Source organism: Methylobacillus rhizosphaerae, assembly GCF_900187985.1.
Taxonomy (GTDB): domain Bacteria; phylum Pseudomonadota; class Gammaproteobacteria; order Burkholderiales; family Methylophilaceae; genus Methylobacillus; species Methylobacillus rhizosphaerae.
Genome location: NZ_FZOA01000001.1, coordinates 32133 through 52328, shown reverse-complemented (window position 1 = coordinate 52328; position 20196 = coordinate 32133). Strand labels below are relative to the sequence as shown.

The 20196-nt window shown below is 54.2% G+C and carries 27 protein-coding genes and 1 tRNA gene; 13 read left to right on the top strand and 15 right to left on the bottom strand.

The genetic code is table 11. The features are described 5' to 3' along the window. Positions 1 to 246: 246 nt before the first annotated feature. From CHB59_RS00250 to CHB59_RS00230, 5 genes are read left to right on the top strand one after another with little or no spacing between them, the layout of a single operon-like run. Complete coding sequence (locus CHB59_RS00250) at positions 247 to 822, top strand: hypothetical protein (protein ID WP_089374232.1); 576 nt, start codon at positions 247 to 249, stop codon at positions 820 to 822. A gap of 22 nt (positions 823 to 844) precedes the next feature. After that, positions 845 to 1498, top strand: coding sequence for a 5,6-dimethylbenzimidazole synthase (gene bluB, locus CHB59_RS00245; protein ID WP_089374231.1), 654 nt, complete (start codon positions 845 to 847; stop codon positions 1496 to 1498). Then, positions 1495 to 2307, top strand: coding sequence for a cobalamin-binding protein (locus CHB59_RS00240; protein ID WP_089374230.1), 813 nt, complete (start codon positions 1495 to 1497; stop codon positions 2305 to 2307). The genes bluB and CHB59_RS00240 overlap by 4 nt, the downstream gene beginning before the upstream one ends. A gap of 2 nt (positions 2308 to 2309) precedes the next feature. After that, positions 2310 to 2846, top strand: coding sequence for a bifunctional adenosylcobinamide kinase/adenosylcobinamide-phosphate guanylyltransferase (gene cobU / locus CHB59_RS00235; RefSeq protein WP_089374229.1), 537 nt, complete (start codon positions 2310 to 2312; stop codon positions 2844 to 2846). Between the two features lie 4 nt (positions 2847 to 2850). Further along, complete coding sequence (locus CHB59_RS00230) at positions 2851 to 3180, top strand: antibiotic biosynthesis monooxygenase (protein ID WP_089374228.1); 330 nt, start codon at positions 2851 to 2853, stop codon at positions 3178 to 3180. Positions 3181 to 3199: 19 nt separating this feature from the next. Here the strand turns inward: CHB59_RS00230 and CHB59_RS00225 are convergent, their stop codons facing one another. After that, positions 3200 to 3820 (bottom strand): DUF4202 domain-containing protein, encoded by a 621-nt coding sequence (locus tag CHB59_RS00225; RefSeq protein WP_089374227.1) that lies wholly within the window; start codon positions 3818 to 3820, stop codon positions 3200 to 3202. A 120-nt stretch (positions 3821 to 3940) separates the two neighbouring features. On the opposite strand from CHB59_RS00225, the gene CHB59_RS00220 reads away from it, so the two are divergent. Next, positions 3941 to 4153 carry an RNA-binding S4 domain-containing protein gene (locus CHB59_RS00220; RefSeq protein WP_089374226.1) on the top strand — a complete coding sequence of 71 codons (213 nt, stop codon included), beginning with the start codon at positions 3941 to 3943 and terminating at the stop codon, positions 4151 to 4153. Between the two features lie 51 nt (positions 4154 to 4204). Here CHB59_RS00220 and CHB59_RS00215 read toward each other — a convergent pair whose 3' ends face one another. The 9 genes from CHB59_RS00215 to CHB59_RS00180 all read right to left on the bottom strand — a co-directional run bounded on the left by CHB59_RS00215 (position 4205) and on the right by CHB59_RS00180 (position 12075). Further along, positions 4205 to 4813, bottom strand: a complete 609-nt coding sequence (locus CHB59_RS00215; protein ID WP_089374225.1) for a hypothetical protein — start codon at positions 4811 to 4813, stop codon at positions 4205 to 4207. A 236-nt stretch (positions 4814 to 5049) separates the two neighbouring features. Further along, positions 5050 to 5931, bottom strand: a complete 882-nt coding sequence (locus CHB59_RS00210) for a PepSY-associated TM helix domain-containing protein (protein WP_089374224.1) — start codon at positions 5929 to 5931, stop codon at positions 5050 to 5052. Continuing rightward, positions 5883 to 6086, bottom strand: coding sequence for a hypothetical protein (locus tag CHB59_RS11615; RefSeq protein WP_143738672.1), 204 nt, complete (start codon positions 6084 to 6086; stop codon positions 5883 to 5885). Before CHB59_RS11615 ends, CHB59_RS00210 begins: the two co-directional genes overlap by 49 nt. Then, on the bottom strand, positions 6067 to 6339 hold the full coding sequence (locus CHB59_RS00205) for a hypothetical protein (protein WP_089374223.1): 273 nt from the start codon (positions 6337 to 6339) through the stop codon (positions 6067 to 6069). The genes CHB59_RS11615 and CHB59_RS00205 overlap by 20 nt, the downstream gene beginning before the upstream one ends. 76 nt (positions 6340 to 6415) lie before the next feature. Then, positions 6416 to 8377, bottom strand: a complete 1962-nt coding sequence (locus CHB59_RS00200; RefSeq protein ID WP_089374222.1) for a TonB-dependent receptor — start codon at positions 8375 to 8377, stop codon at positions 6416 to 6418. Next, positions 8377 to 8889: an STN domain-containing protein gene (locus tag CHB59_RS00195; RefSeq protein ID WP_143738671.1), complete on the bottom strand. Its 513-nt coding sequence runs from the start codon at positions 8887 to 8889 to the stop codon at positions 8377 to 8379. The genes CHB59_RS00200 and CHB59_RS00195 overlap by 1 nt, the downstream gene beginning before the upstream one ends. Positions 8890 to 8987: 98 nt before the next feature. Further along, a complete protein-coding gene (locus CHB59_RS00190) occupies positions 8988 to 10025 on the bottom strand; it encodes a FecR domain-containing protein (RefSeq protein WP_089374220.1) in 1038 nt (345 codons plus the stop codon). Positions 10026 to 10032: 7 nt separating this feature from the next. Continuing rightward, positions 10033 to 10536 (bottom strand): sigma-70 family RNA polymerase sigma factor, encoded by a 504-nt coding sequence (locus CHB59_RS00185; protein ID WP_245834977.1) that lies wholly within the window; start codon positions 10534 to 10536, stop codon positions 10033 to 10035. Positions 10537 to 10620: 84 nt separating this feature from the next. Next, positions 10621 to 12075: a cobyric acid synthase gene (locus CHB59_RS00180; protein WP_089374579.1), complete on the bottom strand. Its 1455-nt coding sequence runs from the start codon at positions 12073 to 12075 to the stop codon at positions 10621 to 10623. Positions 12076 to 12089: 14 nt separating this feature from the next. Between CHB59_RS00180 and cbiB the strand changes: the two genes are divergently transcribed. Further along, on the top strand, positions 12090 to 13043 hold the full coding sequence (cbiB, locus tag CHB59_RS00175; RefSeq protein WP_089374218.1) for an adenosylcobinamide-phosphate synthase CbiB: 954 nt from the start codon (positions 12090 to 12092) through the stop codon (positions 13041 to 13043). Then, the gene (cobD, locus tag CHB59_RS00170) at positions 13036 to 14022 is read left to right on the top strand and encodes a threonine-phosphate decarboxylase CobD (RefSeq protein WP_089374217.1); all 987 of its coding nucleotides are present in this window, start codon (positions 13036 to 13038) and stop codon (positions 14020 to 14022) included. The genes cbiB and cobD overlap by 8 nt, the downstream gene beginning before the upstream one ends. A gap of 6 nt (positions 14023 to 14028) precedes the next feature. Here the strand turns inward: cobD and cobC are convergent, their stop codons facing one another. The 3 genes from cobC to cobT are packed head-to-tail and all read right to left on the bottom strand — an operon-like array spanning position 14029 to position 16409. Then, complete coding sequence (gene cobC, locus CHB59_RS00165) at positions 14029 to 14604, bottom strand: alpha-ribazole phosphatase (protein WP_089374216.1); 576 nt, start codon at positions 14602 to 14604, stop codon at positions 14029 to 14031. Beyond that, positions 14605 to 15351 carry an adenosylcobinamide-GDP ribazoletransferase gene (locus CHB59_RS00160; protein ID WP_089374215.1) on the bottom strand — a complete coding sequence of 249 codons (747 nt, stop codon included), beginning with the start codon at positions 15349 to 15351 and terminating at the stop codon, positions 14605 to 14607. Next, positions 15351 to 16409, bottom strand: coding sequence for a nicotinate-nucleotide--dimethylbenzimidazole phosphoribosyltransferase (cobT, locus tag CHB59_RS00155; RefSeq protein WP_179212019.1), 1059 nt, complete (start codon positions 16407 to 16409; stop codon positions 15351 to 15353). The genes CHB59_RS00160 and cobT overlap by 1 nt, the downstream gene beginning before the upstream one ends. A gap of 152 nt (positions 16410 to 16561) precedes the next feature. Here cobT and CHB59_RS00150 point away from each other — a divergent pair. Then, positions 16562 to 16637, top strand: a tRNA-Phe gene (locus CHB59_RS00150). 85 nt (positions 16638 to 16722) lie between these two features. Here the strand turns inward: CHB59_RS00150 and CHB59_RS00145 are convergent. Beyond that, the gene (locus tag CHB59_RS00145; protein ID WP_179212018.1) at positions 16723 to 17364 is read right to left on the bottom strand and encodes an NrsF family protein; all 642 of its coding nucleotides are present in this window, start codon (positions 17362 to 17364) and stop codon (positions 16723 to 16725) included. Further along, positions 17361 to 17900, bottom strand: a complete 540-nt coding sequence (locus CHB59_RS00140) for a sigma-70 family RNA polymerase sigma factor (protein WP_089374212.1) — start codon at positions 17898 to 17900, stop codon at positions 17361 to 17363. The genes CHB59_RS00145 and CHB59_RS00140 overlap by 4 nt, the downstream gene beginning before the upstream one ends. 167 nt (positions 17901 to 18067) lie before the next feature. On the opposite strand from CHB59_RS00140, the gene CHB59_RS00135 reads away from it, so the two are divergent. Genes CHB59_RS00135 through CHB59_RS00120 form a run of 4 tightly spaced genes read left to right on the top strand, consistent with a single transcriptional unit; the run spans position 18068 to position 19772 of the window. Further along, complete coding sequence (locus CHB59_RS00135) at positions 18068 to 18304, top strand: hypothetical protein (RefSeq protein ID WP_089374211.1); 237 nt, start codon at positions 18068 to 18070, stop codon at positions 18302 to 18304. A gap of 10 nt (positions 18305 to 18314) precedes the next feature. Beyond that, on the top strand, positions 18315 to 19097 hold the full coding sequence (locus CHB59_RS00130) for an MbnB/TglH/ChrH family RiPP precursor modification enzyme (protein ID WP_089374210.1): 783 nt from the start codon (positions 18315 to 18317) through the stop codon (positions 19095 to 19097). After that, entirely contained in the window at positions 19070 to 19354 is a 285-nt protein-coding gene (locus tag CHB59_RS00125) for an HvfC/BufC family peptide modification chaperone (protein WP_089374209.1), read from the top strand. Before CHB59_RS00130 ends, CHB59_RS00125 begins: the two co-directional genes overlap by 28 nt. Further along, positions 19305 to 19772, top strand: a complete 468-nt coding sequence (locus tag CHB59_RS00120; RefSeq protein WP_089374208.1) for a DoxX family protein — start codon at positions 19305 to 19307, stop codon at positions 19770 to 19772. The genes CHB59_RS00125 and CHB59_RS00120 overlap by 50 nt, the downstream gene beginning before the upstream one ends. The last annotated feature ends 424 nt before the right edge of the window (positions 19773 to 20196 follow it).

Below are 20196 nucleotides of genomic sequence, written 5' to 3'. Positions count from 1 at the left end.
TCACGAGATGCCTGTTAAAGCCTGATATGGCAGATTGTGAAGAGCCTTGACTGGCCGTGTGCCGTCGCCCGTGAAGGTTAGAGCAAGTCGCGTCAGCCTTGAAGTTGCCGGCTCAGGAAGAGATAGAGGGCGGAACCTGATATAACTATCAGAGGCTTCACCAGATACGTTTTACCGCTAGCCTGAAGATCATGGCCGCCTGCTCAGTGTTATCATCACTGCTTTCCAGCCATTTGGATTCTCACCATGAATGTCCAACCCAACCAACATTCCCTGCTGCAACAGAGCGGCATTGCCATCCTGCTGCTTTTTTTCATGCTGCTCACCCGCAGTAGCCATGCGCTGACCAGCGTGGCCTTGCCGGACGCCAGCCTTGCCGTATTCTTGCTGGGCGGCATCCTGCTGCGCCGTGCAGCCTGGTTTGTGCTCTTCTTCCTGGTCGCAGCCACCATTGATTTCGGTGCTGCCGCGTGGAACTCCTACTTTGCCTTCTGCCTGACGGATGCGTATTGGGGCCTGGTCCCGGCTTATGGCGTGATGTGGTTGGGCGGGCGTTGGCTCGCACGGCAGGCTGATGCCTTTGCCCTATCCCGCTACCTGCCGGTCACCCTGCTCACGACATTCCTGGCATTTGTGATTTCCACCCAGACCTATTACCTGTTTTCGGGCCGCTTCCCCAATAATGGCCTGCACGAGACTATCCAGCACGGCTGGAACTATCTGCCAGTCTCCCTGGGTTATCCCATGATGTATTTCGCCATGATCTGGCTGGTAGCGCAGGGTTATCGCCACGTGCGGTCATTGCGCTCCGCCAACTCCTGATAACCTTGGTATCCAGCCTGATATGAACAGGGAGTTTGCCTTTACCGATTGTGAGATTGCCGGCGTCTACCGTGCCATCCAGCAACGGCGCGACATGCGGCATTTCAAGCCAGGCAAGATAGAGCCAGAAATCCTGCATCAACTGCTGGATGCAGCTCATCACGCGCCCAGTGTCGGCCTGATGCAGCCCTGGCGCTTCATCCGCATCACCAGCGACCAGCTCCGGCACGCCATCCATGACCTGGTGCAGGAAGAGCGCATGCAGACAGCCCATGCCCTGGGAGAGCGTGAATCAGAGTTCCTGCGCCTCAAGGTGGAAGGTATCCTGCAATGCGGCGAGTTACTGGTTGCGGGTTTGTGCGACCACCGTGAGCGTTTTATCTTTGGCCGCCGCACACTCCCAGAAATGGATCTGGCTTCCGTGGCCTGCGCCATCCAGAACTTGTGGCTAGCCGCCCGGGCTGAAGGACTGGGCATGGGCTGGGTCTCCATTTTCGACCCGGTCAAGCTGGCTTCCCTGCTTGGCATGCCTGAAGGAGCCAAGCCTGTTGCCATTCTTTGCCTGGGATATGTAGAGGAATTCTACAAACACCCGATGTTGGTAGAAGAAGGCTGGGCAAAAGAACGCCCCTTGTCGGAACTGATGATGGAAAACAGCTGGAGCGCCACTGAGTGAAAGGTCCGCAACGTATTGCCTGCCTGACTGCGGAAACCACAGAAGTGCTTTACCTGCTGGGAGAACAGGAACGCATTGCAGGTATTTCAGGCTTCACCACGCGCCCGGCAATTGCCCGCAAAGCACACCCCAAGATTTCGGGATTCAGCACCGCCAAGGTTGAAAAAATTCTTGCGGTAAAACCAGACCTGGTGTTGGCGTTTTCCAACCTACAGGCAGATATTGCCGCGGAACTGATCCGTGCGGGAGTGGAGGTGCATGTGTTCAACCAGCGTTCAGTGCAGGGCATCCTCGACATGATAGCCACGTTGGGAGCACTCACTTACGCCACAGAGAGTGCGGAAATACTGATTATGGATTTGCGCAACCACATGCAGCGAGCAACTGAAATGGCGAGTCATCTATCGTCCCGGCCCAAGGTATATTTCGAGGAATGGAACGATCCGCTCATCAGTGGCATTCAATGGGTGGCCGAACTGATAGAAATCGCTGGCGGCGTGGATTGCTTTTCCGAACTGTCCATCTGCAAATCAGCCAAAGACCGCATCATTGCGCCAGATGAAGTCATCCGGCGCCAGCCTGACATCATCATCGGCTCATGGTGCGGCAAGAAATTCCAGCCGGAACAAGTACTGGCCCGACCGGAATGGCATACCATTCCTGCCGTGCAATCAGGACAAGTACATGAAATCAAGTCCGCCGACATCCTGCAACCCGGCCCCGCCGCCATCACGCACGGTCTGAAGCAGTTGCAGACAATCATACAACGCTGGGGCGTCCAACAGGCACACAGCAAACATTGGAGTTGAACATGAACGCACACGACCATCACCTGATCCTCGGCGGCGCGCGCTCGGGCAAGAGTGCCCATGCGGAACAGCTCGCCAGCGAAAGCGGACTGGAGGTCGTCTATATCGCCACCGCGCAGGTATATGACAGCGAGTTCGGCCAACGTGTGAGCCACCACCAGCAACGCCGCCCGGCACACTGGCGGACCGTGGAAGTACCGCACAAACTGGCTGATACACTGCGGTCAGAAGCCAGGCCCGGACGCTGCCTGCTCGTGGATTGCCTGACCTTATGGCTGGCGCAATGCATCTGCCCGGAATGCGCACCGCCAGAAGGCGTGGATTGGCAGGCGGAACGCAGCGCCTTGCTGGAAGCATTGCCTGCCCTGCCTGGGAAAATACTGTTCGTGAGCAACGAAGTCGGCATGGGCATCGTGCCGCTGGGGGAAATCAACCGCCAGTTCCAGGATGAAGCCGGACGGCTCAACCAGGCAGTGGCTGCGCTCTGCAACAAAGTCAGCTTTATTGCTGCTGGCTTGCCGTTGGCATTGAAAGAATAAGGCGATGTTTGCCGCCACCTTCATTTTCGAGAAAAAACAATTTGATGAGCGCTTTCATCGGCTGGATGAGGAAATAGCTGCTTTTGCGCGGCAAACCACGAGCTATGTCGGAGAAGAAGCCTGGGAAAACCCGCAGAATGGGCGTATCTGCACCGTATATTACTGGACGGATATGAGCGGGTTGCATGAACTCATGCAGCACCCCAAACACCTTGAAGCCAAAGCCGCGCAGGGCGATTGGCTCAATGGCTACCAGGTGGTTATTGCCCAAGTCCTGCATGCCTACAACGACAACATATTGGAGCACCCACTCAGGGACTGGAGCGCTGATTGACTCAATCAGCGGCGGGAATCTACCCTCCTTCTGCCATGACTTCTTGAATCAACGGCACCAAGGCTTGCGGTAGTTTCACCTGCGTCAGCAAGGCCTGATGCCCTGTAGGTGAGACCTTGCGCAAGGTTTTGCGCAGGATGTCCTTCCATTTCGGCACATCATATTCAGGATGTTGACCGACGAATTCTTCCAGGTAGTGTTCGACAAACACCATCACGATCACATCTTCCAGCATCTGCATCTCGGCATCTGCCAGCGGCGCATCCTTGCTGACCAATGCTGCTACCCTATCCATGGTGTCAGCATCGTAGCCAACTTGCTGCATGATCTCGCGTGCCACCTGGGCGTGGTATTCCTTGAGCTTGCGCCGCCATTGGTGATAACCAGGCTTGGTCATCGGGTAAGCATCACGCGGCAAGGTCCAGCGCTCGATATGCTGGCAACGCGCAGCCAGTTGCACCGCAACTGACGCTTGCGGAGCATAGCGTTGCAGCATCTCCGTCATGCGCCGGGCATAGGCCAGCTCCTTGGGTACCGCAACACCATCGACCAGCGTATGGTTGGAATCTTGCGCATTGCGTGCGTCAAATGCGGCGATTACCTGCGAAAAACGTGATACTGCTTGTGAGAGTTCTTGCATGCCACACACCTTGCATCAATGAATTGGATAATATTTTACGCGAAACCAGGCCCGAGCTCGTTTCTTGACCGAGTAAAACATGGTCTAATCGCAGGCATTCAATCATCACCGGGATCAACCATGGAATTCACGCTGTGCGGCGACTATATCGAGCTTTGCAACCTGCTCAAACTTGTGGGTATTGCCGACTCCGGCGGCCAGGGTAAGACCATGGTGGCCGAAGGGTTAGTGCAAGTGGATGGTCAGCCGGAAATACGCAAGACCGCCAAGATCCGCGCTGGGCAGGTGGTGGAATGCATGGGGCAGACTGTCACGGTGCAGGCACAGGAATGATACGCCACAATCCACAATGGCAATCTGCCCTGCTGACCAGGACATAGAAGCCTACTCGCGCCTAGCCGCGATATTGCTGCAATCCCCTGCAATCAATGGAGTATTGCCGGAGCCTGGCCGGAGCATTACTCCGCTGCTCACGCCATTGGAAGCCACGCAGGCCTGGAACCCCACGCGCGTACTGCGCGGGGTTGCCGTATTGACCAGCACTTCGCGCTGCTCCTCGGTCAAGATCAACGGACCGCGCTCGGAAAGTAACTTGCCATAAGAGGGATAGACACCATATTCCTGATGGAACATTTCCAGTTTGGCCTGTAGCTCTTCCGCAATGCGGTCAGTATCCACATTGCCTTCGGCCCGCTCTTCTTTCTGCTGTTGCAGGATCAGTGTCTCCAAGGCATCCTCTTGCTTGCGTTGCTCCAAGGCTGCCTTGGAAACATAAAAAATACTCACAAGGAAAAACAGCAGCAGCACGGTATAGATCAGGTTGATGATGATAGCCAGAATGGCAAACAAATTGCTGTGTCCCGCGGAACGGGACTTGAAAAAGGCAAGGATACCGACCACGACGCCCATCAAGGGCACACAAAACACTGAAAGCAACAAGGCAATGATGCCAAGTTTCTTGCCTGGGTCTTCATTCTGCACGCTGCTGGTCATTGGAGCTCCTTGATATTGGGTCTGATGCAATTCCGGATTATAACTTGTCCGGCATGGATAAAAAAAAGCACTCCCGAGAGAGTGCTTACATCTGCGATGCCTGCGTTACAGGAATATCAATACTTCCAGCGCAGCATCAACATTGCGTAAACTCACCATCGGTATTGGTGACTATGCTGCCGTGCAGCCTGCGCAGCGCTTGCTGCCGGCAATCAAGTCTCAGGCTAAATATGCAATCAGGCTGCAGTTGCCTCCCGCACTACGGTAGTCCGGCGCCCAGACCATATGCTGTCGGCCGGGCCATGCTGTACACGCCGCGCAGTAGTCCGTGCCATCCAGGCCAGCGCCAGCACACCGAAAAATGCTGTCACATCTACGCCCAGAGCTGTACTGTCGACCCACAGGCTCAGCCCCGGCAGGCATAAGGCCAGCAATGAAGTCAGGGGAATCGCTGCGGTACTCGCAGCTGCCAGCCACAGCAACGGCACGATAGTGCGTGCAGCCCCGCGTATGAATGCCCAGAAAATGCTACCGAAGAAAACCGCGTAATAAATACCCATATGCCATGTGGCCATATCGTCCACCCGGCCGGGCAACCATTTACCTGCGGCAATGGTCAGCGATATCCCGGCCACACAACCCAGGCACACACCGATACTGGCAGATGCCATCAGTGATGTATCGCGGCGCTGTACTGGCATCTCTCCGCCTTTCCGCTGAGCCTTGCGTCGTGATTCCACCCACAGCAGGTTGCCGCTATAAAACAGCCAGGCCCCTGCCAGCCCCAGCAGGAAGTATAACCAGTGCACAGATGTGCCACCAAAAGAAGCCATGTGCAGTGCAAAGAAACTGCTGATGAACAGATTGGCCGTATCCTGCTGGCCAGGCATGAAATCAGTAGTCAGTATTTTTCCACTATAAGGATCAATGGCAGCAAAACCACCTAATGCACGCGGTGAAACAGCTGCCGGGTCCTTGCCCCAGACACGTACCGTAGGCCGCGCGCCTGTCACTTGCACATACTGCAATCCACCAGGAACGAACCCCGGTGCCACATCTTTCGCGATCTTTACCAGTTGTGCAGGCGGCAGCATATCCGCAGGATTGCGCGCAGGCATGTCATCCGGCTTTCCCTGCTGACGACAGCCAGTGACAATGCCAGACCGAGCAACAGCCCGGCCAGCGTTTTGGAGGTCCAATCCGGCCTGACAGGATCTGGCTTCTTGCGCCTGGTAACTTCAGGGGCAGGCATCTCAGCGGGTACGGCGGACATGTAGCAGTGCTCCAAGATAAGGCAATAACACGAATACCAGCATCAGCGTGGTCATGAAAACAAATGCGGCCGTCAATCGCTGCATATCCTGCGCCAGTGCCAACCAGGCCAGCAGCAGCAAGCCAGTCCCTGCAATACGGGCCGGCCACTGCGGCCAGGGTTCAGACCACCAGCGCTGATTGGGCGATGCAGCATAAATGCTGAGGCAACCCAATATGATGGCGGCCAGGCCACCCAAGGTAAAAATCGGCATGAAATAACACTCGCTCCATAAAACAACAAACCCGACCGGACACATACATCCGGCCGGGCAATTCAATCAGGTGCCATTAAAAATCCACTGTTACCGAAGCGGATACAGTGCGTGGCGCGCCAATTGTAGCAATTGCCGCCCCTTCCCTGAAGACACCTGAATAGTAATCCCGGTCAAACAAATTGTAGACATTCAAACGCAGCATGACATTGCGCCCTTGCAGCTTAGTCGCATAGCAAGCGCCCACATCCATCACTCCCCATCCTGGCAGCTTCAACGTATTGTCACTGGTCAGGTACTGGCTGGAGCTGGTCTGGACCCGGCTGATCAGGGTCAGGCCATTGCTGCCTGGCACATCCCACTCCACTCCCAGGTTGCCCTGCCAGCGCGGTGCGCCAGGTGCTGCCAACCCGTTATAGGTACCGTTCTGGGTCTTGGTCTGCTCGCTCTTGGCATAAGCCACACCACCCAACACACGCACACTGTCGCTCAACTCGCCGAAAATATTCCACTCCAGGCCGCGTACGCGCTTTTCCCCATCATCGGTCGCATCCATGCCCGCGCCTGAGGCAAAGGAGATCAGCGTCGGCTGCTCGATTTCATACAGCGCCAGTGTATTGGTAAAGGTGCCCGCATTCCACTTGATGCCGCCTTCCTTCTGTTCGGTCTTATATGGTGCAAACACGTGATTGCGGACATAGCCATTGTCCATGCGGATGCTATTCCCCTGGCTCAAACCCTGCACATAGCTGGCATACAAGGAAATATCCGGACCCCATGGTTTATAGACTACAGCCAATGCAGGCGTCACTGCGTGCTCATCATAGTCAACCTCGCCGCCAACCGCTATGCCTGCTGCCGTAGGATCAACCTTGAAACTTTGGTGGCGCAGGCCCAGCGTCAGGCGCAGGCTGTCATCCAGCATGGACAAGGTATCCACCAGCGCAAGACTGTCGAATGTCTTGTCAGACCATTTGAGCGCCGAGCCAGCCAGGGCAGGCATCGCCACGTTCACTGGGTCGTAGATATTGATGATACCGCTGCTCGAAGTAGCATCATAGCCGTAATCCATTTTCAGGCGCGATACCTGGAGCGTCATTTCATGGCCAACAGTACCGGTCATGAAATTCAGGCGCAGCCCTGCTTCAGTGTTCACATTGTCTTCGTACATGCGTTGACCGGACATGGAAAGCGATGCAGTACCATCAGCTGCCGAGACCCGCGCCCATGACCCGGTGAAAAATCCTGCCACTTTGCCGTGACGTGCACCAATGTTGGCAAAAGCGGTCACATTATCATTAAACGCATATTCAGCACTGAGAAGAGCCGCCTTGTTTTCTGACTCGCCATAGGCATCACGGAACAGGTTTGAGCTGGCATCCGGCGTTTTCAGCACACCCACAGCATTACTGAAGAGAATACCCGCAGGCGTGCCTCCCCTGAATTTCTCCTTACTGTAATAAGTATCAAGCGAAGCCTTGAAGCCATCATTGCGGTAATCCAATGCTGCCGAGAGAAACTGACGTTGTTTGGACTGACCATCCAGCTCGGTATCGCCATCACTGAACGAACCATTCAGGCGTATCCCCCATGCCTTGTCCTCTCCAAAACGGCGGCTCAGATCGAAGCGAGTACCAAACTGCCCTTCTGAAATATAGTCCAGCGTCACGCGGTTGAGCGGCTCCTCACCTGCACGCTTGGGTACCAGGCTGATGGTTCCGCCCAACGCGCCAGCCGGTGCCATACCGGCGAATAAAGCACTCGGGCCACGCAGCAGTTCAACTCGTTCGAACATCTCGATCGGCGTATGGCCATAAGGCGCCAGCCCGTACAGACCATTAATCGTCATTTCGTTCTGGTTGACGGCAAAATTGCGGATGCGGAAATTCTCGAACGGATGACCATCCGATGTGGCATAGCGTACCGAAACATCATTTTTCAACACATCAGCCACAGTACGCGCGCCCTGGTCTTCAATCGTCTTGACCGTGTAGCTGGTGACACTGAATGGCGTGTCCATCACCTCAACATTCCCCATCAGCCCCAGTCGCGCACCCTTGGCAACCTGCCACCCGCATACGCTGAGGGTAAGACTCCAGGCCCTGCCTTCGCCGTTACTTGCACTTCTGGCAGGGTATCAGCACTGCCTGACATCTTCGCCACCGGCCGCAACACATAGCCACCGGTATCCAGCGCCACTGCTTCCAGCCCTGTACCTGACAACAAAGCAGACAAGGCAGCGGGCAAGGTGTATTGACCGGCAATACCAGCCGTTGTTTTTCCCGCGGTCTGCGCATCTGTGAAGGTCAGCAGCACATTGGCACTACTTGCCAGGCTACGCAGCGCAGGCGCCAATTGTCCTGCAGCAATGTCGTAGTGCTGCACGTGCCCAGTTGGACTGGCTTCTGTTGTCGCCCCTGCATACGCAGATGCTGGCAAATAGAAATAACTACCTGCGGACAGCAACATGGCAACCGCATACGCCACAGATTGCCTGCTTATTGTTTCTGATCGTACTGACTGCTCGAGATGGCGTTTCCAGCCTGACATATCGTTTCCCTTGTAATGAATGAATGAATGAAAAATCAACTCTCTTACAAGGTAAGTGCCGCGAAACAAAAAATCGGGCAGACATTTTGCTGAAATAGTTAAGCTGCAATCTCCACACTGACCCAATAACGCGTGCGTGACCGTACACGCACTGGCAGAACCCTGGGTAGCGCGGTCAGGATGCCCGGTATGTCATTCAATGGAAAAACACCGGAGAATCTCAGGTCTGCCGCTTCCGGCTCACAACGCGCAATACCGGGAAGATAACGTGCAAGTTCCGCCATGAAATCCCCGAGCCGCATATTGTCTGCAATGATCTGGCCCTTGAACCAGGCCAGCTGCTGTTCTTCCATGGGTGCAGGCTCGCCAGCAACATCACGGCTGGTAAACAGCAGAGACTGCCCCTGCTTGACGATGATATGCGTCATCGGGCTTTGGGCAGGCACAACCTCTACCGCACTTTGCAAGACCGCCACAGTGGTATGTCCCTGCCACTGCCGTACGCTAAAATGCGTACCCAGCGACTGGATACTTCCCTCCGCAGTCTGCACATACAGTGGTCGCGGATCACTGGTTTGTCCCGCAACATCATGCCTGGTCATCAATGCAATTTCGCCAGATAGCAAATGCACGACCCTGGCATATTCATCAAAGCGCACATCAATGGCAGAAGCCGTGTTCAACGTCACCACGGTGCCATCATCCAAAGTCATGCTGCGTTGCTCCCCCGCTGCAGTCCTGTAATCAGCCGTTGCCAGCTTCCACATATTGCTCCGGCTGGCCAGAGCACCGCTACCCAGCAGCACAACCGCACCAGAAAGTAAGGCTATCGTCTTGCGGCGTCCTGTCGAAATTGGGGCTTTTGATTGCGCATAAGGAGAAAGTGCACCATATGTCACTTGCGCTGGCATATTCCCCAGCCATCCTGTGACAGACTCAATGTGTTGCCAGGCACATTCATTATCTGGGTCAGCTTCGCGCCATTGCTGCCATCGCAACTTGTCTTCCGGCGTTGCCTCCCCAGACATCAGCAAGGTCAGCCACTCGGCAGCCTGGTCTGCGGCTGCAGCGCTGATATGCCTGCCACCAATTAACAGCGAATGTTGGGAATAATGTGTGGATACTGGGATCGACATAAGAACGTCATGCCACCATCAATGCAAACAAGCATTGGCGATTGGCTTTTGTGAGATATTGTTTGACCGAGCTGGCAGACACCTGGAGGCGCTCGGCAATAGCCGCATAGCTCAACCCTTCGAGATGGGCCAGGAGAAAGGCTTCCCTGACTGCTGGCGGCAAACCGTCCAATGCCCGGTCAATCTGCTGCAGCGCTTCCAGCGCCATCAAACGCGCCTCAGGCGCTGGCACCATGGCCTCTGGCAGACCGGCCAGCATTTCAAGATAACTGGTTTCGAGCAATTGCCGACGGTAGCGATGCGCCATCAGGCGACGAGCAATTGTCACCAGGAATGGTCGCGGCTCGCGGATTTCCTGCACTTTATCCGCAGCCATGATGCTAACGAAAGTGTCCTGGGCAAGGTCATCTGCGACAAAAGAATCGCCCAGCTTGCGCCGCAACCAGTCATGCAGCCAGCGATGATGGTGAAGATACAAGCGATGCACTGATTGCGAAGAGTCCATAGCCATGGCACACATTAAAATAAGAATTGTTCTCATTTTAATGTAAATTAAATCAGTATGCATCCCTCCAATAGATGAAATCTCTTTGATTTAACTGATGAATGCCTGGAGCCTGCCCCAATCCAGATGTTCTTCTACCGCATCTGCCAGTCGATCCAGGCTGGATTCTCTCAGCGCAACATAATCGTAATGTGCGATTTCCTCCTGGGTTTGCGCCATCTGGTTGTATCCAGCCCAATCCAGCCATGCCTGGGTTGCTTGCGCATGATCAAATACACCATGAAGGTAAGTACCCGCTATCTGTTTATCCTCTGACATAGCGCCTTCTGCCTGAGTACCTATATACAGCACAGGCCGTTTCAAGGCAGGACCATGGCTCACACCCATATGAATTTCATAACCCGTCACCGTGACATCGGTGAAAGCAAGCCTGCCTTCAACTTCCTTGAGGTGCTTCTTCTTGGTCAATTTGGTTTCCATCTCCAGCCAACCGAAACCATCGCTGGAGCCCGGCTCCCCTTCTACCCCATGAGGATCATGGATTTTCTGCCCCAGCATCTGGAAACCACCGCAGATACCCAGCACCTTGCCGCCATAACGCAAGTGCCGTGCAATCTTTTCCTGCCAGCCATGCGACTTGAGTGCGGCAAGGTCATTACGTACATTCTTGCTGCCAGGCAACACAATCAGGTCCGCTGGCGGCATTGCCTCATTCAGCTCAATGAACTGGAAATCCACATGAGGGTGCATGCGCAATGCATCCATATCCGTGTGATTGCTGACATGCGGCAACACTGGGGCAATAACACGCAGCCAGGTCTGTGGCTTGTCCGGGACTTCATGGATGATGGAATCCTCGGCTTCGAGATGCAGATTGCGCAAATAGGGCAGTACGCCGATCACAGGCTTGCCGGTTTCCTTCTCCAGCCACTCCAGGCCAGGTTGTAACAGGGCAATATCTCCACGGAAGCGATTGATGACAAAACCGACAATACGCTTTCTCTCAGACTCGGACAGCAAGGCCAGTGTGCCAACAATATGCGCGAACACGCCTCCGCGGTCGATATCCGCGATCAGGATAACGGGGCAATCTGCAGCTTCGGCAAACCCCATATTGGCAATATCATTCTGGCGCAGATTGATTTCCGCCGGACTGCCAGCACCCTCGACCATAATGCATGCATATTGCTCACGCAGCCGTTGCCAGGACGCCATCACCGCTTCGCGTGCCTGGGGTTTGTAATCGTGATAGGCCTGTGCCTCCTGATTGCCAACCACTTGGCCATGGATGATTACCTGGCAACCAGTATCGCTATTCGGCTTGAGCAGAACTGGGTTCATGTCGGTATGTGGCGCAAGTCCGCAGGCCTGTGCCTGCACTGCCTGTGCGCGCCCGATCTCGCCACCATCGCTGGTCACGGCAGAATTCAGCGCCATGTTCTGCGGCTTGAACGGCACGACACGCCCCCCCCTGCGGTACAATACCCGGCATAACGCAGCCACCAGCGTGCTTTTGCCCGCATCAGAAGTGGTACCCTGGATCATCAATGTTTTGGCATATGTCATTGGCGCAATTTCCCTTCATTTTTCTTATGACTCCGGCCCTGCTGATTACCGCATTATGGCTGGATAGATTATTGGGTGAACCTGGCCGCTGGCATCCGCTGGTCGGTTTCGGTCACCTCGCCTCACACCTCGAACAACAGCTCAATCATTTTCACGCGCCGTTTACTGCACGTTTACTCGGCATTCTGGCATGGCTGATATTATTGCTGCCAGCATTTGGCATGGCCTGGTGGCTCACCCATCTCACCCATGGCTGGCTATTGGATATTGTACTGCTGTATTTTGCCCTCGGCGCCCGCAGTCTCAAAGAACATGGCTTGCGCGTTTACACGGCCCTCATCCAGCACGATCTGCCCGCTGCCCGGACTGCTGTCGGCATGATGGTCAGCCGCGACACCGCTTCCCTCAACAAAGAAGAAATAGCCACAGCTACTGTGGAATCTGTCCTGGAAAACGGTAATGACGCTATCTTCGGCGCCATATTCTGGTTTGTATTGCTCGGTGGCAGCGGTGCCGTGCTGTTCCGCCTCGCCAATACGCTGGATGCCATGTGGGGTTACCGCACTCCCCGATTCCTGCATTTTGGCTGGGTTGCTGCACGGCTGGACGATCTGCTGAACTTGGTTCCTGCACGGTTGACCGCACTCAGCTACGCGCTGTGCGGCCATACCAGGAGCGGATTACGCTGCTGGCAGCAACAAGCGCATACGTGGTACAGCCCGAATGCAGGGCCTGTCATGGCAGCCGGGGCTGGTGCCTTGCACGTCATGCTCGGCGGAAAAGCGCGTTACCACGGTACAGATAAACTGCGCCCTACCCTGGGATCAGGAGCAGCAGCAACAGCGGCCACTATCCAGGCTGCCGTGCGTTTGGTGGATCGCAGCACAGTGCTCTGGTGCATTGTTATATTGGCGGGAAGCGTACTGGTCGGAGCATGGCATGCTTGAACATGGCGGCAACCTGCATGCAGCCAGCCTGCAATATGGCATCCCCCTGCCAAGTTGGCTTGACCTCTCCACCGGCATCAACCCATATGGCTACCCCATTCCCGATATCCCTGCGGCAGCCTGGCAACGCCTGCCCGAGCCTGACAGGCAGCTAGAACAGGCAGCGTCCAGTTATTATGGTGCCCGCCATCTTCTCGTCACCGCCGGGTCACAGGCTGCCATCCAAACCCTGCCCCGCTTGCGACCTTCATGTCGAGTGACAGTACTCGGCCCCATGTATGCAGAGCATGCACATGCCTGGCGCCAGCATGGCCATATCGTCACTGAAATAGCACACCTCCCTGACCATGCCCTGTTGCAGCGTACGGATGTACTGCTGCTCTGTAACCCCAACAACCCGACCGGCAGGCTGATCGAACCGGATGCGCTGCTGGCATGGCACCAGACCCTTGCCTCCCATGGCGGATGGATGATCGTGGACGAAGCCTTCATGGACAGTACGCCACAGCATAGCCTCGCACCTGCCAGCCACCTGCCCGAGCTGATCATCCTACGTTCACTGGGAAAATTCTTTGGCCTGGCTGGCGCACGTGTGGGATTCCTGCTGGCAGAAACAACATTGCTCGACCAAGCTGCCGAGCTGCTTGGTCCCTGGCCGGTGACAGGGCCTGCGCAATTCGTGGCGCATGCAGCACTCACTGACCAAGTCTGGCAGCACGCCAATATGTCCAGACTGACAGCAGCAAGCCAGCAACTGGCTGCCCTGTTACAACAATATGGATTGCATCCGGTAGGTGGCTGCTCACTGTTCCAATGGCTACATACCAGCCATAGTAAACACTTACATCAAGAACTTGCGCGTCATGGCATCTGGACACGCCATTTCACACAATACAATGGTTTGCGCATCGGCCTGCCGCCGGAAAATGGTTGGGATAGATTTACAGCCGCGCTGGACAAACTGCCTCCGGCCTCTTGACCTGCATCAGCGATTGACGAAACCCACGCTGCTCAACTTCTCCTCAATCACAATCTTGCTGACACTGGCATAATCCACCTGCAGTTTGAAGGTATGCACCAGCGGCAGACCCAGAGCATGGCCAGTCAGGGCACGAATGACACCTGCATGCGTAAAGACAAGCACAGGTTGCTCCGTATGCCGCAAGTCTGCAAGGAATGTCTGTGCCCGCTCTGCAAGCTGCAGATAGGACTCTCCATTTGGCGGCACATGCCGGACATGGTCTTCCGCCCAGACATCCACCAGCCCGCGAGGAATATCATTCCAGGCTTGCATTTCCCAGGCACCGAAATTCAGCTCCATCAACCTGGTATCGAGCTGGACTGATTGTTGCGGATTAAAAATCGCGGCAACCGACTCTGCCAGCTTGACGCATCGCTGCAGCGGGCTGCTATAGATGACAGGTTCCTTCAAATGCTGGAGCTTGGGACACAGGGCAGAAAATTCATCCATGAAACTTGCCGCTACATCCACATCACTTTGTCCATAACAGGTACCCGGTATCACATCCGGTGTCGTGTGACGAATCAAGTAAATTTCCAATTACAAACTCCAGATCAAGATGCCAATATAAAATGCCAATTCCGTCAGTTGCTGCATTGCCCCGAGGCAATCTCCGGTATAACCGCCGAGCCGCCGCTTCAGCCTGCGGCCGAACCACCACCATACCAGGGCAACAGGCAACAATGCCCACCATAAATATACAGGCAGGAACAGTAGGGGTACCAGCCCACCCAACAGGGCGATCACTATATCAGCAGCAGAAAAATTACCCGCCACAGGCCTGGCCTTGCCCTCTTCACGTACGTATTCCTGCTGCACCATCAGCAATACCGCGGCCAGGCGGCTCAATGCATGGGATGCCCACATAACGCATGGCAGGAGCACCAGGGAAATATGCACCAGACTGTGATACTTGAGCAACAGTGCCAATACCAGCGCAATGGCGCCATAGCTGCCAATACGCGAATCCTTCATGATATTCAACACCTGCTGCTTTTCCCATCCGCCGCCAAGCCCGTCAGTCGTATCAGCCAGGCCATCCTCATGAAATGCGCCAGTCACCAAGATTGTGGCGATCATACTCAGGATCACGGCAATTTCCGGTGGCAATACCAGGACAGCAAGATACAGCACCAAGCCCGCAACACCGCCGACAACCCAGCCCACCATTGGAAAATACCGCGCAGCATCATGCAATTCTTCAGCGGCGAAATCCCGGATAGGCGGCAACGGGATACGAGTAAAATAAGCCAATGCAATCAGGAACAAGCGCCACTGCTTCTTCATCAGGACTCCTGGCGGCTGATATGGGCAGAATCAAAAGAAGCCATCTGGTTGAGAAAATTCACGGCCGACTGCAACAGCGGATACGCCAACGCAGCACCTGTGCCTTCGCCAAGGCGTAAACCCAGATTCAATAATGGCCGCGCCTGCAACTGTTCCAATAACACGCCATGCCCCGATTCATCCGAGCAATGGGCGAACACACAGTAATCCAGGATAGCCGGCGCTATCCGGCTGGCTACCAGCAATGCCGCTGTGGCAATAAACCCATCAATCAGCAACACCATACGCTGTTCTGCTGCTCCCAACATGGCTCCCACCATCATGGCGACCTCAAACCCGCCAAAAGTTGCCAGCACTGCCAAAGCATCGTCCGGGTCGACCTCATGCCGATCCATGGCCTGGCGGATCACATGCACCTTATGCTGGACACCGGCATCATCAAGACCAGTGCCACGGCCTGCACACTGCTCTACAGGCAAACCACACAGGATAGCGACCAACGCGGATGCCGAAGTGGTGTTCCCTATCCCCATTTCACCGAATCCGATCACATTGCTGCCAGCACTTGCCTCTGCCCGGGCCAATGCTCTACCGCTTGTAATGGCTTGTGCACACTGCTGCGCCGACATCGCTGGCTCGTGCAGGAAGTTCCTTGTCCCCATCCCCACCTTGGCATCCACCAGCCCGGGGTGGGCGGCAAACACATGATTCACGCCTGCATCCACCACGCGAATCCGCATCTCATGCTGGCGCGCAAACACATTGATACCTGCACCACCAGCCAGAAAATTCATCACCATCTGCTGCGTCACCGCCTGAGGATAGGGACTAACGCCTGCTTCCACAATGCCGTGATCCCCGGCGAACACCAACACGACCGGCTGCTGCAGCACAGGTGAGAAGGTCTGCTGTATTAACCCCACCTGCAAGGCCAGGGATTCCAGCATACCCAGCGCACCCAATGGCTTGGTCTTGTTATCAATAACACTTTGCAATGCCGCACGCAGGGAGGTATCCACAGGGACAATACAAAAATCGGGTTGAATATACTGCATCATGAGAACGCTTTTCTGAATCAGGCCTGTGGAGCATACCCGAGCAGAGGAATTTTTCAAATGCATGGACGAAACACAAAAAATTTCGCATTTCCTCTGGACGAAATACAGAAGTTCGCTATAATGCCGGTCTTGCGTTGATTGACGCAAAGAGTGGCCAGGTAGCTCAGTTGGTAGAGCAGCGGATTGAAAATCCGCGTGTCGACGGTTCGATTCCGCCCCTGGCCACCAACCTGATTCAAAAGGCTGGTTCAGAAATGAACCAGCCTTTTTCATTTGGGCATCCTCACCCGTCTGTCAATGGCCTCATGGATTGTCACCATCTCAAACAACGATGTCCAAGATAAGCCATGATTGCGCTCGGCACCATCATACCCAGCACATACCACACAGCCAGGAAAGGTGCCGCCATTTCAGGACAATGCAGTGCGTAGACGCTCGCACCAGCACCGCCAGCGCACCAGCCCGCAATTGCGCCAGTCAGTACCGGCCTGGTAGGGGCCAGACGACGCAAAGCGAATAGTATTGCAGCCCCCACAGGCAAAGCCAGGAAAGTAATATTCAATATGCAGACTTTCCAGGTTTTACCCCACAATAATTCAGGACGTATACCTGGGTCTGCTGCGGCCCAAGTCCAGATAGCCCAAGCCCATAGTACGGCTACTGGAATAACAAGCGCCCAATAGCCTATGCCGGGACGCTTACCGGGGTGGGCCAGAATGAATATCAACACCAGCCCAATCCCGACACTAGCCAGCGGTACGCCCAGTTTCATCCAGAAAGCAACACTGGTGCTGACTTCCCCAAGATCGGGCCTGATGCCATAGATCATCCACAGCAAAATAAGCGAGATTACGCTACCTGCCAGCAACGCCATGCCAATAAGCTTCTCAGCCATGAGAGACCGGACTGGGGATACGCCCGTTGCAAGCATCTTGATCAACTCATCGGTTTTCATGCCTGCTCCTTCCATATTTTTGCCAACGCCTTCATTCCCCTGTGCACGCCCACTTTGATTGCAGAGACAGACATTCCCGTCATTGCCGCCGCCTCTGCCACAGACATCCCATCCAGCTTTGTATATTGAATGGGTAAACGCTGATGCACAGGCAAAACTTCCAGCATTCTGCCCAGATCCTTCTTGGACTCATACGCTTCCTCATCAGTGGCAGCAAGCCATTCTGCCTCATCATCCAAAGGATCATTCAAAGCCTCATACCGTGACCGACGCCGCAGGCAATCAATCATTTTGTAACGTGCCACTGCATACAGCCACGGCGTCAATGGCTCACTCCTGCGATAGGTATGGCGCTGGGCATGGATAGCCAGCAATGTCTCCTGCAATAAATCCTCTACTTCATCCGGGGCAGCGGTCAGTCGCCGCCTGAAATAAGCCCTTAATAGCGAACTGGCTTGCTGCAGAAAATAGCGGTAAGACTCGGCATTGCCATCCAAAGCCCCCAACATCAATGTACGCAGCTCTTTTTCCATCATGGTTCAAAGAATTCGTTGGGGAAGGAGTAAAGGTTACAGCGATACCAAAAAAAATATCCACATTATTTTTTAGCACCAGTGTAACCATGACTTGAGCAATCACGTATTAGCAATGGGGCATCGTGAATACTCACCATGCAATTCAACCACACAATAGGAGTATCAACATGAATATCAAACACCTGGCTGCACTCGCCACCGCCATCATCGCCACCTCTGCACTAGCCGGTAATCCTGCCGAGAAAAAATGTAGTGCCGGCTCATGCAGCAAGAAAGAGGCATCTGCCGAGAAAAAGGACGCATCCTGTTCCAAGAAAGAAGCTTCTTCCGAACATCAGGATGCATCCAGCGTGAAAAAGGAATCCTCCTGCAGTAAAAAAGAAGCGTCTTGCTCCAAGAAATAAGGAAACAGCAATGACTGGACTAGGCTACCGGGGTGAAATGGCAGGATGGGACATATCGGCAATTCATGCTGATTTTTTTGAAGTTGCGCCGGAGAACTGGATTCGGCGCGACAGGACTCCCCTCTACAAGCTATTGGACTCTGGTCGCCCGGTCAGGTTGCATGGTGTGTCACTCAGTTTGGGCGGGCAAGCGCCCATCCAGCATGACTTTCTCAAAGCAGTACGTGAGCTCATGATAGATATCAGTGCGGAATATTATTCCGACCATCTCGCAGCAAGCGGTGACGCACATCAACTCTACGATCTTTTTCCGATTCCCTTTACTGAGAGTGAAGTCATCCGCGTCAGTGATCGCATCAAGGAAGTCCAAGACGTGCTCGGAACCAGGATTGCGGTAGAAAACACCACTTACTACACCAACACAGGCGACATGAGCGAAGTAGAGTTTCTGATGCGAGTCGTTGAAAGAGCAGACTGCAATATATTGCTGGACATCAACAACATTGCGGTCAATCACAAGAATCACCAGCAGACAGACTTGCACCATTTCGTGACCAAACTGGACCTACATCGGGTCACTTACATGCATGTGGCAGGCCATGAATTCGACCAGCGCTTCAACCTTTACATTGACACTCACAGCCGGCCGGTTGAAGCCACAACCCGAGAAGCGGCGCTCAGGTTACATGAACTTCACAACATCCCCATCCTCCTGGAATGGGATAACGATATTCCATCCATGGTCACAATCAATCAGGAACTATCATGGCTGAAGACTTCTACCTCTACATAAGAGGGGCTACCGAAACCATTCCTCCTGGATATACAGAGTCGGGAATGCGTACTTATCGGCACCTGGTATTTCTCGGGGCCAGCCAAATGATAGAGGCTCACTTCCCCGAGCTGCGGCAACAATTGGGAGAGCCTGCATGGAAAGCATTACTGCAGGCATTCATTCGCCAGTCTGCATGGACCTCACATTATTATGGAGATATGAAAGATGAATTCCTGGCATTCCTTGCACGCGAAAGCGATAGAGAAGATACATGATATCGGGTTGCTGACTCTCCGGATTGGCGCAGCACAAGAGTTCCTGTTTGCCGGCTATACCAAGCTCAGTGGTGGCATTGATGCTCCCGCATGGTTCAGCAGTCTGCAATTTCCCTTCCCCCTGTACTTTCTTGGCTCCAACCTGAACTGGGTCACTGCGGGGGCAGGTGAAATCACATTTGGCTTAATGCTTATGTTCGGCCTTTACAGTCGATTTGCAGCACTCGGCTTGTTGTACGTCACATTCGTCGCTGTATATACCGTCCACTTTGATTTGGGTTGGACAGGATGGAATCAGATTGAAACAGAGGCAGGCCTAGGATTCAAGGTCCCATTGCTGCTGGCCCTGATGTTGTTTGCCATCCTGACTCAAGGAAGCGGACGGTACAGCATTGATGGCATAAACAGAAGTCTATGACCTATCAACCATCGCGAGCATGGAGCTCCTACTCTCCAAACCAGAAGAATTATTAACAAATGTTATCAAGGCAGAATATTCGGGATATTCTCACACCCCAGTCTCCATAAATATCCTGAAGACTAATAGCGAACACCCACACATTAACTCTTCTCTATATAATTGATATTAATCAAATAATCCCGACACTCCCTTCATCATTACCCACTGTACTGACAAGATCAGGATGCGCCTTACACTCTCATGCGATACTCAAAGCAGCTATGAGCTAGGCTTGAGGTTGAACTGATAGAAAATGTAGAATACAAGCCTGTATCAAGCCTGGAAGATGGTTTCAAGTAAGCGTTTGCACTGTCGCATCAAGGGAGGGAGGCAACAGCTCTGCAAAACGGGTACAACTCAATAGATAGCCGTGAGCTAAGTG